The 13,769-nt window shown below is 37.4% G+C and carries 13 protein-coding genes; all 13 read left to right on the top strand.

What is annotated here, in order from left to right:
- Positions 1–196: 196 nt before the first annotated feature.
- The 13 genes from EsVE80_RS10935 (at position 197) to EsVE80_RS10875 (ending at position 13,764) form a co-directional block, all read left to right on the top strand.
- The gene (locus EsVE80_RS10935; RefSeq protein WP_173103746.1) at positions 197–853 is read left to right on the top strand and encodes a DNA alkylation repair protein; all 657 of its coding nucleotides are present in this window, start codon (positions 197–199) and stop codon (positions 851–853) included.
- On the top strand, positions 850–1,626 hold the full coding sequence (locus tag EsVE80_RS10930) for an HAD family hydrolase (protein WP_173103745.1): 777 nt from the start codon (positions 850–852) through the stop codon (positions 1,624–1,626). The genes EsVE80_RS10935 and EsVE80_RS10930 overlap by 4 nt, the downstream gene beginning before the upstream one ends.
- A gap of 20 nt (positions 1,627–1,646) precedes the next feature.
- Positions 1,647–2,069, top strand: a complete 423-nt coding sequence (mgsA, locus tag EsVE80_RS10925) for a methylglyoxal synthase (protein WP_173103744.1) — start codon at positions 1,647–1,649, stop codon at positions 2,067–2,069.
- Between the two features lie 155 nt (positions 2,070–2,224).
- Positions 2,225–3,022: a TIGR00282 family metallophosphoesterase gene (locus EsVE80_RS10920; protein ID WP_173103743.1), complete on the top strand. Its 798-nt coding sequence runs from the start codon at positions 2,225–2,227 to the stop codon at positions 3,020–3,022.
- Between the two features lie 9 nt (positions 3,023–3,031).
- Complete coding sequence (locus tag EsVE80_RS10915) at positions 3,032–3,415, top strand: YlbF family regulator (RefSeq protein ID WP_173103742.1); 384 nt, start codon at positions 3,032–3,034, stop codon at positions 3,413–3,415.
- Between the two features lie 62 nt (positions 3,416–3,477).
- Positions 3,478–6,036 (top strand): DNA mismatch repair protein MutS, encoded by a 2,559-nt coding sequence (gene mutS / locus EsVE80_RS10910; RefSeq protein ID WP_173103741.1) that lies wholly within the window; start codon positions 3,478–3,480, stop codon positions 6,034–6,036.
- A 15-nt stretch (positions 6,037–6,051) separates the two neighbouring features.
- Complete coding sequence (mutL, locus tag EsVE80_RS10905; protein WP_173103740.1) at positions 6,052–8,205, top strand: DNA mismatch repair endonuclease MutL; 2,154 nt, start codon at positions 6,052–6,054, stop codon at positions 8,203–8,205.
- Between the two features lie 181 nt (positions 8,206–8,386).
- On the top strand, positions 8,387–10,183 hold the full coding sequence (locus EsVE80_RS10900; RefSeq protein ID WP_173103739.1) for a DNA-binding protein: 1,797 nt from the start codon (positions 8,387–8,389) through the stop codon (positions 10,181–10,183).
- 205 nt (positions 10,184–10,388) lie between these two features.
- Positions 10,389–10,943 (top strand): Maf family protein, encoded by a 555-nt coding sequence (locus EsVE80_RS10895; protein ID WP_173103738.1) that lies wholly within the window; start codon positions 10,389–10,391, stop codon positions 10,941–10,943.
- 137 nt (positions 10,944–11,080) lie between these two features.
- Positions 11,081–11,509, top strand: a complete 429-nt coding sequence (gene msrB, locus EsVE80_RS10890) for a peptide-methionine (R)-S-oxide reductase MsrB (RefSeq protein WP_173103737.1) — start codon at positions 11,081–11,083, stop codon at positions 11,507–11,509.
- Between the two features lie 66 nt (positions 11,510–11,575).
- Positions 11,576–12,169: a Holliday junction branch migration protein RuvA gene (gene ruvA, locus EsVE80_RS10885; RefSeq protein ID WP_173103736.1), complete on the top strand. Its 594-nt coding sequence runs from the start codon at positions 11,576–11,578 to the stop codon at positions 12,167–12,169.
- 15 nt (positions 12,170–12,184) lie between these two features.
- Positions 12,185–13,183 (top strand): Holliday junction branch migration DNA helicase RuvB, encoded by a 999-nt coding sequence (gene ruvB, locus EsVE80_RS10880; RefSeq protein WP_173103735.1) that lies wholly within the window; start codon positions 12,185–12,187, stop codon positions 13,181–13,183.
- 14 nt (positions 13,184–13,197) lie between these two features.
- A complete protein-coding gene (locus tag EsVE80_RS10875) occupies positions 13,198–13,764 on the top strand; it encodes a TetR/AcrR family transcriptional regulator (RefSeq protein ID WP_173103734.1) in 567 nt (188 codons plus the stop codon).
- The last annotated feature ends 5 nt before the right edge of the window (positions 13,765–13,769 follow it).

Raw genomic sequence — 13,769 nt, 5'->3', positions numbered from 1 at the left:
TAAGGAGATTTGGTTTAGCTGAGTTTTGTTACAATCTTTTTTTGTACGCCAGCTGTTAGAGGAATGCGTTTATAGGTAGGTAATTGTACCTTGAAAAGTAGTTTTAAAAAATGATTTCTTGCTTGTTTTTCAAATTACTTTTACAATTGGTTTTGAGAAACAAGAAAACGCTATAATATTAACCTAGGGAGATTTTATGTCACGACTGACTTTTATATCTAATCCAAAAAAAGCAGTGCCAATGGCTAACTATATGAGAAATCAATTTTCTTTTTTAGGTATTCCAAAACCGCAACGGGCCGAAGCTGAAAAAGTGCTGCTAAAAGAAAGCCGTCAATGGTCAACTGTTAAGTTGCAAGAAGAAATTTTTTATTATTACCAGCAAAATGAACGAGAATATCAATATGTGGCAATTGATTTATTTAATAAGAATGTGTTGCGCTTAGAGCTGGTTGAACTAAAAAATTATTTACCATTGGTAGCGGCAAAAGAATGGTGGGACAGCATTGATTCATGGCGTAAAGGCTTTAACGACTATGTCAAAGCATATCCGGAGACATTGACCGAAGTTTTTAGTTGGTTTTACCAAGCAGAAGATTTCTGGTTTCGTAGAATTAGTATTAATCTACAGCTGCAAAGTAAAACGGCAACAGATTTACTTTTGCTTGAAAAAGCCATTTTAAACGATCGGCAGACAAATGAATTTTTCATTCAAAAAGCCATTGGTTGGTCATTGCGGGAATACAGCAAAACAGATCCATTGTATGTAACAGAGTTTATTGCAAAAAATAATTTAAGTCGCCTTGCTGTCAGAGAGGGCAGTAGACTGTTAAAGAAAGCGAGTAAAAAATGACGCGGAAATTAATTGCCTTTGATATTGACGGAACATTGTTAAATAGTCAAAAAGAAGCTTTACCAAATACAAAAAAAGCATTGGAAATATTACGTAATAACGGCCATTTGGTCATGGTAGCAACTGGTCGAAGCCGCTTTTTAGCCCAGCCGATTTTAAAAAAATTAAATTTTCAGAATTATGTGGTTTGCAATGGTTCAGCCGCTTTTTTAGATCATAAACAAGTATATAAACATTTATTAGATGAATCACAGTTAACTGATTTAATTGCAGAGTTGGATGAACTAAAGGTGGATACGGCATTTATTGGAATGGATGCAATGCGACGTCATAGTAATTTTAGTATTCCAATCATGGACGAAGCGATGCGCTCATTTGGCTCTCATGTGCCAGAATTTGATCCTGATTTTAAAAAGCAACAAGAAGTATATCAAGCTTTAGCTTTTTATGATGCAGGGTATGAAGGCTATTTTGATGAAAAATATCCTGCTTTACGCTTTATTCGGTGGCATGAAAAATGCGTGGATGTGATTCCTGAAAATGGTTCAAAAGCCGCAACAATCTTACATTTAGGCAAAACACTTGGTATTGAAAAAGAAGATATCATTACTTTTGGAGATGGTCAAAATGATAAAGAAATGTTGGCTGCAGCCGGAATTGGTGTGGCAATGGGAAATGCAAATGAAGATGTAAAAGATGTTGCTTCTATGGTAACGGTTTCAAATGATGAAGATGGCATTTTTAAAGCCTTGAAAGAATTAGCTTTAATTTAAAATAAGTTGGAGGTGTCAAAATGAAAATTGCTCTAATTGCGCATGATCGTAAAAAAGATTTAATGGTTCAAATGACAACAGCTTATAAAGATATTTTAGCGCAACATGAATTATTTGCGACCGGTACTACTGGTCAGAAAATCGCAGAGGCTACAGGTCTTTTGGTTCATCGTTATAAATCAGGGCCATTGGGCGGGGATCAACAAATCGGTGCGATGCTTGCAGCTGATGACTTGGATATGGTGATTTTTTTACGAGATCCTTTGGCCGCACAACCTCATGAACCCGACGTTACTGCTTTGATTCGGTTAAGTGACGTGTATGAAATTCCCTTAGCTACTAATATTGGAACTGCTGAAATTTTAATCCGTGGTTTAGCAATGGGATTAGCTGATTTTCGCGAAATTGTTCACGAGAATGACCAGCGTCCGCTGTCATTTTGATATTCTTTAGCGTACTTTTCCTCATGAGGCGAAGTACGCTTTTTTCTTTACCTAAAAAGCGTATCTCTATTTATTTGGCTGAGAACAGGAACACTTTTTTTTCCTTGGAAAAACCTCTATAATGAAACAAGACATTTAAGAGAAGAGGAAAATTTGTGCGGGTATTGTTTATTGGAGATGTTGTTGGTTCATTAGGTAGAGAAGCAGTGACAACGTATTTACCAAAATTAAAGAAAAAGTATCGTCCGCAAGTTACAATTGCGAATGGTGAAAATGCAGCTGGCGGTCGCGGTATTACTGGAAAAATTTACAAAAAGTTTTTACAAGATGGTGTGGATGTCGTAACACTTGGCAATCATACGTGGGATAATCGGGATATTTTTGAATTCATTACGGATGCTAAAAAAATGATCCGTCCGGCTAATTTCCCCCAAAAAGCACCAGGTGTAGGGATGGTTTTTGTTAAGGTGAATGAAATTGAATTGGCGGTTATTAATCTGCAAGCGCGCGCGTTTATGACAGCAATTGATGATCCGTTTACGAAAGCCGATGAATTAGTAGCGGCAGCACGCAAGCGAACTCCTTATATTTTTGTTGATTTTCATGGAGAAACAACGAGTGAAAAACAAGCAATGGGTTGGTATTTAGATGGTAAAGTTTCGGCTGTCGTAGGCACACACACTCATGTACAAACAAATGACGGTCGAATTTTACCAAAAGGAACCGCCTTTTTAAGTGATGTTGGTATGACAGGTCCTTATGATGGAATATTAGGAATGAAAAAAGAAAGTGTCATTGAACGCTTTATAACGGCCTTACCGCAACGCTTTGAAGTGGTCGAAGAAGGGCGTAGTATTTTATCGGCCTGCCTGCTTGATATTGATGAAAAAAATGGTCATGCAAAAAAAATTGAGACGATTCAAATTTCAGCCGATCGTCCCTTTTATGAATAGGAAGAAAAAATGGAAAACTTGGAACCAGAAGTAACTGCTGCCTTAAATGAATTAACGCAGGCGTTAGCAGAACATGAAATAGTAAAAGATTACCGAAGCGTTGCTGCAAAAGTGGCGCGAAATTCTCATTTAAAAGAACTAGAAGAAAAAATTAAAGAAGCGCAACAAGAAGCAGTCCAATTTGCCCATTATGGTAAACCAGAAGCAGAAAAAGCCGCAATTTTAGCTGCAAATGCGTATACCAGAGAATACGAAAATCATCCGTTGGTTATTTCTTATCGCGAAAAATTGGGGCTTGCAAATGACTTATTACATTTTATCACGGAAAATATCTCTCAAGATGTTAATCAAGCAGTGGAAAATCGTAATAAATCCAAAGAAGCAGAAGATTAATTTTTGAGTTTGGAACAACCAGATAGTGAATAACTACTGAAATAACTAAAGGAGGAGCTTTCATGCCTCAAAAAACCAAAAATACTCCCATGATGGAACAATATTTAAGCATTAAAGCAAACTATCAAGATGCTTTCTTATTTTACCGTCTAGGAGACTTTTATGAAATGTTTTATGACGATGCAATTAAAGCTGCTCAAATTCTAGAGTTGACTTTAACTAGCCGTAATCGGAATGCTGATGAGCCAATTCCCATGTGTGGGGTACCTTATCACGCAGCACAAGGGTATATTGATACATTAATTGAACAAGGCTATAAAGTAGCAATTTGCGAACAAGTAGAAGATCCTAAAACAGCTAAGGGTATGGTAAAACGAGAAGTTGTCCAATTGGTCACACCTGGAACCGTTATGGATGCAAAAGGTCTAGCAGCTAAAGACAATAACTTTTTAACAGCCTTGAGTTTTAATGGCGAGAATTATGGTTTTGCCTACGTAGATTTGAGCACGGGGGAATTAAAAGCTGCAACTTTACCAGACGAAGAAGCAGTTTTAAATGAAGCAAGTGCTCTTCAAACAAAAGAAATTGTTTTTACCAGTGAAATTGACGAGAAATTAAAAAAGACACTGCAAGAACGTTTAAATCTCGTTTTTTCCAGTCAAATGGAAATGACTGAGAACGCTGAATTTCAATTTTTAACGAGTGAACTTGGTGAAGCGGTGGAAAAAGAAGTTACCGGTAAATTATTGTGCTACTTAGCAGAAACACAAAAGCGTAGTTTAGCACATATCCAAAAAGCAGAAAGTTATCAACCTGATCATTATCTAAAAATGGATTACTATTCAAAATTTAATTTGGAATTGGCACAATCCATTCGAACAGGGAAAAAACACGGAACGCTGTTGTGGCTTTTAGATGAAACCAAAACCGCGATGGGCGGCCGCTTGTTAAAACAATGGTTAGATCGCCCGTTAATTCAACAAAAGCAAATACACACAAGACAAGAAATGGTACAGTCGTTATTAGATAGTTATTTTGAGCGGGCGGACTTACAAGAAGCCCTAACCAAAGTTTATGATTTAGAACGCTTAGCCGGACGGGTGGCGTTTGGAAATGTTAATGGGCGTGATTTACTCCAATTAAAAACATCTTTAATGCAAGTTCCGCAAATTCGTAATCTTTTAAGTGGAATTAATAAAGGCGCTTGGAATGACTTATTACTAGACTTAGAGCCGATGGATGATTTGGTTCGCTTAATCGAAGAAGCTATCGATGAAGAAGCTCCTTTAGCTATTACAGAAGGGAATATCATCAAAGATGGTTTTAATGAACAACTTGATCAATATCGCTTGGCTATGCGTAATGGTAAGCAATGGCTAGCGGAATTAGAGGCAAGCGAGCGAGAAGCTACTGGAATTAAAAATCTGAAAGTCGGTTTTAATCGCGTCTTTGGCTATTATATCGAAATTACTAAGGCAAACTTGGCTAATTTAGCAGAAGGACGTTATGAAAGAAAACAAACATTAGCTAATGCGGAACGTTTTATCACCCCGGAATTAAAAAAATTAGAAACGCAAATTTTAGAAGCTGAAGAAAAATCAGTGGATTTAGAATACCAACTCTTTTTAGCTGTACGAGAAGAAGTAAAAAAAGCTATCATGCGTTTGCAGAAATTAGCTAAAGCGATTAGTAGTGTAGATGTATTGCAAAGTTTTGCTACAATTGCTGAGCGCTATCAGTATGTGCGCCCCAATTTAAATACTAAACAAGAATTAACAATTAAAGAGGGGCGGCATCCTGTTGTGGAAAAAGTTTTAGGCCATCAAGAATATATTCCCAATTCTATCGTGATGGATCGTGAAACTTTGATTCTCTTGATTACTGGACCGAATATGTCAGGGAAGAGTACTTATATGCGACAGTTAGCATTGACTGTTATTATGGCGCAAATCGGAAGTTTTGTACCAGCAGAAAGCGCGAATCTTCCAATTTTTGATCGCATTTTTACCCGGATTGGTGCTAGTGATGATTTAATTGCCGGTCAAAGTACTTTCATGGTCGAAATGATGGAAGCCAACCAAGCCTTAAGACATGCGACGCCAAACAGTCTAGTTTTATTTGATGAATTAGGGCGAGGAACGGCAACATATGATGGTATGGCGTTAGCACAGGCTATTATTGAATACATTCATAAAGTCGTAAAAGCTAAGACCCTTTTTTCCACTCATTACCATGAATTAACCATTTTGGATGAAGCATTGCCCAAGTTACGAAATATTCATGTGGGAGCAGTGGAAAAAGAAGGAGAAGTCGTTTTCTTACACAAAATGATGGAGGGTGCTGCCGATAAGAGTTATGGGATTCATGTGGCTAAGATTGCAGGTTTGCCAACAGATTTATTGGAGCGAGCGGCAACAATTTTGCAACATTTGGAAAAACAAGAAACTACTGCAGTAAAACCTAAAGATCGCGTGTCAGAAGAGGTGGAACAAATTTCATTATTCCAAGAAGTTTCCACAGAAGAGCTAGGTGTCATTGACACATTGAAAAAATTGGATTTATTAGATACAACGCCACGAGAAGCGTTAAATATTTTATACGAGTTGCAAAAACGAATTTAGAAAAGGAGGCAGACGATGGGTAAAATTCAAGAGTTATCTGAACGTCTTGCCAATCAAATTGCTGCTGGTGAAGTGGTGGAGCGTCCTGCATCAGTAGTAAAAGAATTAGTTGAAAATGCGATTGACGCAGGATCTAGTCAAATTGATATTTTGGTAGAAGAAGCTGGGTTGAAAAAAATTCAAGTTACAGATAATGGTGAAGGAATTGCGGAAGATGACGTTGAAAATGCCTTTAAACGTCATGCAACAAGTAAAATTCATAGCCGAGATGATTTATTCCGTATTCGGACACTAGGATTTCGCGGTGAGGCTTTACCAAGTATTGCTTCGGTTTCTTATGTAACGGTAGAAACAGCAGTTCAAGGAATGAAACAGGGTTCTTTGTTACGTTTAGAAGGAGGAAAGGTGATTGAGCATACCCCTGCACCGTTGCGTCAAGGAACGAAAATTATAGTTGAAAATTTGTTCTTTAACACCCCTGCACGTTTGAAATATATCAAAACATTGCAAACCGAATTATCAAACATTGGTGATATTGTCAACCGCTTGGCATTAAGCCATCCAAACATTGCCTTTCGCCTTGTTCACGATGGAAACAAGATGCTTACTACTGCTGGTAATGGTGATTTAAAACAGACAATCGCCGGAATTTTTGGCGTGCAAACTGCGAAAAAATTGTTAGCTATTGAAGCAAAAGATTTAGACTTTACGGTGACGGGCTATATTTCTTTACCGGAAGTTACAAGAGCGAGTCGCAATTATATTTCAACGATAATTAATGGCCGCTATATTAAAAATTTTGCCTTAAACAAAGCGATTATTACCGGATATGGTTCAAAATTAATGGTAGGGCGTTTTCCCATTGCAGTTTTAGAAATTACTATGGATCCTCTATTGGTAGATGTGAATGTCCATCCCACAAAACAAGAAGTTCGACTTTCAAAAGAACCTGAATTAACCAAGCTAATCAGTAAAACAATTAATGAGCGCCTCCGTTTAGAGAACTTAATCCCCGATGCGGGTGAAAACTTAGGTTTTAAGAAAAAGATTTCGCGAACTGAACAAGAAAAAACAGAGCAGTTGCAAATGGAACTGCCCAATGCTGAAAAGAAAAATAACGGTTTAACATTTGATCCTAGCAGTGGTAAATTTATTTATATTCATCCACAATCTGTGGATAAACCTGTGGATGATTGTGGACAAATTAATGAAAATACGGATAAACCACACGAAAAGTTAGATACTGATGTAGAATTTTTAGATAATCAAGGGCGTCATGTGGCAGAAATTCAAGAAGAATTTCCTCATGCATCAAGTTATCCCCAACGAGTCAAAGATACTGCAGATTTTTCATCCCTTGTGGATAATGAAACGGTAGACAACACCACTTTGTCAGAAATAAATGAAGAATCAGAGAACTTAACGCCGACAGAAATAGCAGCAGAAACACAAAGCGAGTTGGATCATCCTGAATTTAATCTACAGGATTCTAAAAGTAATCAGGCCTTAAACAAAGCAATTTTAGCGTTAGAGGCTGAAAAACCAGTAGAACGTTTTCCACAATTGGAATATTTTGGACAGATGCATGGAACGTATCTTTTTGCCCAAAGTAGTGAAGGACTGTATATTATTGATCAACACGCGGCGCAAGAACGGATTAAATACGAATATTTTCGGGAAAAAATTGGAGATGTAGGAAGTAATTTACAAGAATTGCTAGTTCCGATTGTTTTGGATTATCCTAATAGTGATGCGATAAAATTGCGTGAGAAAAAGGAAATGCTTTTGGATGTCGGTATTCAATTAGAAGATTTTGGCGCAAATAGTTTCATTATTCGCGCACATCCCACGTGGTATCCTGCTGGTCAAGAAGAAAGTATTACGCGTGAAATGATCGATATGTTACTGACGACAGGAAATGTTAGTGTCAAAAAATTCCGAGAAGCAACTGCAATTATGATGAGCTGCAAGCGATCCATCAAAGCCAATCATCATCTCAATGAGTTGCAAGCTCGTGTATTGTTGCAAGATTTGTCTTTATGCGAAAACCCATTTAACTGTCCACATGGTCGCCCGGTTTTAATTCATTTCAATAATAGCGATATGGAAAAAATGTTTAAGCGTATTCAAGATCCACACCGATCACCTATGCGTGAATTGGAAGATTAAAATTTAACTTTTGAAAGGTAGCACGAAGATTGCATGGGTAGTTTTCGTGCTATTTTTTTAACCTTTTAAAAAAGCTGTTGACCCCAAACATCTCTTTTAAAAATACCACTTAAGGATGAAGCTTTTTCCATTTTTTTCTGGCATAATAAATAAAAGTCTTATTAAAGAAAGAGTGTTGCAAATGATTGTTGATTTTATTGTTTTAACAGTGTTGTTTGGTATTGGTATTATTGCTGTCAATGTTTTAATTGCAATTATGGAAAAAGAAATTTCCAAAAAAGGATTAGTTGGGCTAACTATTTTTGAATTACTTTTCATGGGTATTTTTTTATATGTTGGACTGCCCAGTAAAAACTTGAGTTCACTTTTGTGGTACAACTTGTGGGGAGCATTTGCTGCAATTTTGTTAGCTGGGGGGTATCTAACCCTTCTAAAAGCCGGAAGTAAAATACGACAGAAAACATTAAATGTGTCGGGGAAACGAGTAGGTGCTTCTTTTGATAAAAAAGTAGCACCGGTACGATTAGGAAAATTATTTGGTAGTGTAGTAGTTTTGATGGTGCTTTTATTTGTAGTCTCTAAGATTAGTGCCATTACTTCTATTGATGAAGTGTATTCTTCTATTCATGCTAAAACCGAAGAAAAGGCAGAGGTGTTAACTTCCACTAAAGAGACACCGATCGCAATTGCACCGGATATGGCAAAGCGGAAAATGCTGCAAAAATTCTCTGTCATTCCAAACTCCAATATGTTTACTTTAGACGGTATTACGGCTCAAACAATTAATGGAGAATATGTTTATGTAGCTACTGTAGAATATAACGGCTTTTTTAAATGGCTTAAGCTCGGAGAAATTCCGGGTTATTTTAAAATTAGTGCGACGGATATAAATGCACAGCCAGAATTTGTCAAAGAGTCTTTGACATATACTCCTTCGGCTTTTTTTAACCAAGATGCTGGTCGAAAAATTTACGCTGCATTTCCGGGATATGCTTCCTATGGCAAAATTAATTTGGAAATTGATGATAAGGGAATTCCTTACTATGTTCAAACGCTATACAAAGAATACGGTGTAACTGGGTTAATGCATTATGATAATTTCAAAACAGCAGTCCTGAATGCTCAAACAGGAGAAGTTAAACTATATGACAGTAAAAAAGCACCTGCTTTCGTGGATGCTCCTATTACTTCAGCGGCGGCTAATAGTATGAACGAATTTTTCGGACGCTATGGACAAGGTTGGTGGAACCAGTTTATTTTCGGAGCAAAAAAAGATGTCAAAGTTCCTACAGATAATGGAATTTACGCAGGCGGACAAATTACACCAATGCTTAGTAGCAAAGGACAGTTAAATTATTTCACCGACTTTACAAGTGGCGATGAAGACCAAGATTCTGCGTTAGGTTATTCTTTACTTGATGCTCGCAGTGGACAATTGACGTATTATCGTGATTTAGAAGTTGGTATTATGGATAGTGATGGTGCAATTTCTATAGCTTCAAAAATTTATCCAGAAAAGAAATGGGATGCGGAAATGCCGGTTCTTTATAATATTGATGGGGTTCCGACGTGGATTGTTTCTTTAATGGATACAAAAGGAATTTTCAAAAAATATGTCTATATTAATGCTGTGGATAACGATATTGTTGTCGATGCTGAAAATGCGCAAAGTGCTTTAGATGCTTATCGTATTGAATTGGCAACTAAAGGTAGCAATAACAGCAGTACAGATGCAGCTTCTCTAGCAGAAAAAAGCGGCATCGTTGAACGAGTTGTTGTATTGGCAAATGGTAGTAATACCGTTATATCCTTTTTATTAAAAGATGATAAAACGGTGTACAGTGTGAATTCTAACAACAGTCCTTATTCTATTTTCATTAAAGAAGGTGACAAAGTCACCTTCAAAGCTAACGTAACCGCCAATCAAGCTGCTGCTAGCATTCAAGATTTAACAGTAGCTGGTATTGGAGAAGATTAAAGAAAAACTGGCAAGAGATTTATTCTTTTGCCAGTTTTTTTCTGGGAACTATTTTTTAATACGAAGTAGATGAGGCACTTTTTATGAATACGTATCAGTTGAAAGTATGAAAGAGTAGTTTTACACTTGGCAAGTGGCATTACAAGTAAAGTTTCACTAGTTATGAAGGAAAATTAGGATAAAAGGCACTAAGGGAGGAATTTTTTTGGCTATTATTTTAGCATCACAATCACCAAGACGAAAAGAATTGTTAGCACGCTTGGTAGCAGATTTTAAGGTCGAACCGGCAGATATTGACGAGACAGTGAAACAAACGGACTTACCCGAAGAATATGTGGTTCACATGGCTAAAGAAAAGGCAAAGGTCGTTGCAGCTAAGCATCCCAATGATTTGGTAATTGCCAGTGACACAATTGTAGTCAATCATGGCAAAATTTTGGGTAAGCCACGGTCACGAACCGAAGCTTTTGAAATGTTAAAAAACATGAGTGGGGGGATGCATCATGTTTATACAGCGGTCGTGATGCGTAAAGATCATCAAGTCTTGCAAGAGTTGGTGCCTGCTAAAGTTTTATTTTTTGAATTAAGCGATGAAGAAATTAATCGGTATCTTGATACAGGAGAATATGCCGATAAGGCTGGCGCGTATGGTATTCAAGGTCAAGCAAGCCTGTTTGTAAAAAAAGTTGATGGCGATTATTATAGCATCGTTGGGTTTCCTGTGGGTGTGGTCAATCAAATGCTAAAAAAAATAAATTAAAAAATGCGCAGTAAAAAATGGTGTAAAGTGCAAAAACCAAACTAATTTTGCAAGCCATTCTTTGCTGCGTATTTTGTAAGCAAATAATTTCTGATTTTAAATAGATGGGCGTACTATTTCCTTAAGAGGTGAGCTTTATGGATAAAGAAGAATTGAAAAAGAAATTAACACCAGAAGAATATGCAGTGACACAAGAAAATGCTACGGAACGTCCCTTTACAGGGAAATATGATGATTTTTATGAAAAGGGAATTTATGTTGATGTTGTTAGTGGTGAAGCGCTTTTTGCTTCTACGGATAAATTTGATGCTGGTTGTGGTTGGCCTGCTTTTTCAAAACCAATTGAAAAACGCGGAGTTAAGGAAAAAGCAGATTTCTCCCACGGAATGCATCGAGTGGAAGTAAGAAGTAAAGATGCTAATTCACACTTAGGCCATGTTTTTAATGACGGACCAAAAGAGATGGGTGGCTTGCGTTATTGCATTAATTCAGCTGCGCTAAAATTTATTCCCAAAGCGGAAATGGAAGCAGCCGGATACAAGGAATATTTGCCCTTAGTAAAATAGTCAGCTTTTGTCCTGTTCCAAACTATGCTACAATAAGGGGAACGTATGTACAGGAAGGACAAAAAAATGTACGAGTATTTAATCGGCAAAGTTACAGGGATCACCCCAGCTTATATCGTGTTAGAAAATCAAGGCGTTGGTTATCAGATTGCGGTTGGAAATCCCTATCGCTTTCATGAGAATGAAGAAACAAAAGTATATGTGCAACAAGTAATCAGAGAAGACGCCCATGTTTTATATGGTTTTAAAAAATTAGCTGAAAAACAGCTGTTTTTACGTTTAATCAGTGTTTCAGGAATTGGTCCAAAATCCGCATTGGCTATTATGGCCGGGGAAGAACATACCGGTATGATTAATGCAATCGAGTCAGGGGATGTCACGTATCTGACTAAATTTCCTGGTGTGGGCAAAAAAACTGCCCAACAAATGATCCTGGATTTAAAAGGAAAATTGGGTGATTTATATGACCCACAAATGAATCTGGAACTTTTACCTTCTGTAAATGGAAAAGTCGCCCTCACAGAAGCAATGGAAGCTTTGACGGCTTTAGGTTATAATGCCAAAGAAGTCAAAAAAGTTGAAAAAACTTTGACAAATGAAGAAATGCAAACGACAGATGAATATTTACGTGCGGCATTAAAACTTGTAATGAAAAAATAGAGAGGAGGGGAATCTGTGACAGAAGAAAGATTGGTCTCACCAGAAAAAGAGACAGCCGAGCAATTGTTAGAAAAATCATTACGGCCACAATTTTTATCACAATATATTGGGCAAGATAAAGTAAAACATGAATTAGCAATTTATATTGCGGCTGCTAAAAATCGAGAAGAGTCTTTGGATCATGTTTTATTATATGGACCACCAGGACTTGGTAAGACAACTATGGCGATGGTGATCGCCAATGAAATGGCAGTTAATATTCGTACTACTAGTGGTCCGGCGATTGAAAAGCCGGGAGATCTTGTTGCAATTTTAAATGAACTAGAGCCAGGAGATGTTTTATTTATTGATGAAATTCATCGCTTGCCACGGGTAGCAGAAGAAATGTTATATTCGGCAATGGAAGATTTTTATGTCGATATTATGGTAGGCCAAGGTCCAACTGCTCATCCTGTTCATTTTCCCCTCCCGCCATTTACATTAGTGGGAGCTACGACACGGGCGGGGATGCTTTCAGCACCATTACGGGATCGTTTTGGCATTATTAGTCATTTGGAATATTACAAAGAAACAGATTTAAAAGAAATTGTCGTGCGTTCAGCTGATATTTTTGCCACGGATATTGTGGCAACGGGCGCCCATGAGATTGCCCGCCGATCTCGGGGCACACCACGAATTGCGAATCGTCTATTAAAGCGCGTACGGGACTTTGCCCAAGTAGAAGCAGATGGAATTATTGATGATAAAATCGCAGCACGTGCATTACGATTGCTGCAAGTAGATGAAGCAGGATTAGATTATGTGGATCAAAAGTTAATTAAGACTATGATTGAATTATATGGCGGCGGCCCAGTTGGGTTAAGTACCTTAGCTGTAAATATTGGGGAAGAGACCGAAACAGTAGAAGATATGTATGAACCTTTTTTAATTCAAAAAGGATTTTTAAAACGGACACCCCGGGGACGAATCGCTACTAGTTTGGCTTATGAACATTTTGGTTACCCTTATGAATAATGGAGTGTGTTGGCATGGCTGTTAATCAGACAAAAGTAAAAATTGCGACGGCATTAATCGAGCTGGTAAAAACAATGGATTATAATAAAATCAGCGTGCAAACAATTGCCCGTCATGCACAGATTAATCGCCAAACTTTTTATTATCATTTTGCCGATAAAGATGAGCTATTGCGATTTATCTATTATAGTGAGGCCTTAAACTTTTTAACGAGTGACGAATTGTCTTTAGATAATTGGGAAGAACAGGTTTTGCAGATGTTGCGCGCAATTTATCAACGAGGTGACTTCTACCGAAAAACCGTAGCAGATCGTAAGGAAATTCTAATTCGTGCGTTTTCCCAAATAGTCGGTCGTCTTTTTCGCAAACTATTTGAAGAATTTGATACCGAAAACTATTTATCAGAGTCAGATAAAGATTTTTATGGTCATTTTTTTGCCTATGGTTGTAGCGGTGTCTTACTAGCTTGGATTGAAGCAGATTATCCAGAATCTCCTTTAGAAATTGCGACACAAATGTTTCGGCTGGCAAAAGATGTAGAGCTTTATTCATATCGTCTATACCAACAAGATGAGCAATAGGAGGA

This window comes from Enterococcus saigonensis (assembly GCF_011397115.1).
In the GTDB taxonomy this organism is placed as follows: domain Bacteria; phylum Bacillota; class Bacilli; order Lactobacillales; family Enterococcaceae; genus Enterococcus_C; species Enterococcus_C saigonensis.
This window is presented reverse-complemented; position numbering and strand designations above follow the sequence as displayed.

Excerpts from the sequence above, each read along its gene's own strand:
- EsVE80_RS10915 (WP_173103742.1), top strand. The coding sequence starts at position 3,032 with ATGGAAAACTTGGAACCAGAAGTAACTGCTGCCTTAAATGAATTAACG.
- mutS (WP_173103741.1), top strand. The coding sequence starts at position 3,478 with ATGCCTCAAAAAACCAAAAATACTCCCATGATGGAACAATATTTAAGC.
- EsVE80_RS10875 (WP_173103734.1), top strand. The coding sequence starts at position 13,198 with ATGGCTGTTAATCAGACAAAAGTAAAAATTGCGACGGCATTAATCGAG.
- mgsA (WP_173103744.1), top strand. The coding sequence starts at position 1,647 with ATGAAAATTGCTCTAATTGCGCATGATCGTAAAAAAGATTTAATGGTT.
- EsVE80_RS10930 (WP_173103745.1), top strand. The coding sequence starts at position 850 with ATGACGCGGAAATTAATTGCCTTTGATATTGACGGAACATTGTTAAAT.
- EsVE80_RS10935 (WP_173103746.1), top strand. The coding sequence starts at position 197 with ATGTCACGACTGACTTTTATATCTAATCCAAAAAAAGCAGTGCCAATG.
- msrB (WP_173103737.1), top strand. The coding sequence starts at position 11,081 with ATGGATAAAGAAGAATTGAAAAAGAAATTAACACCAGAAGAATATGCA.
- ruvA (WP_173103736.1), top strand. The coding sequence starts at position 11,576 with ATGTACGAGTATTTAATCGGCAAAGTTACAGGGATCACCCCAGCTTAT.
- mutL (WP_173103740.1), top strand. The coding sequence starts at position 6,052 with ATGGGTAAAATTCAAGAGTTATCTGAACGTCTTGCCAATCAAATTGCT.
- EsVE80_RS10900 (WP_173103739.1), top strand. The coding sequence starts at position 8,387 with ATGATTGTTGATTTTATTGTTTTAACAGTGTTGTTTGGTATTGGTATT.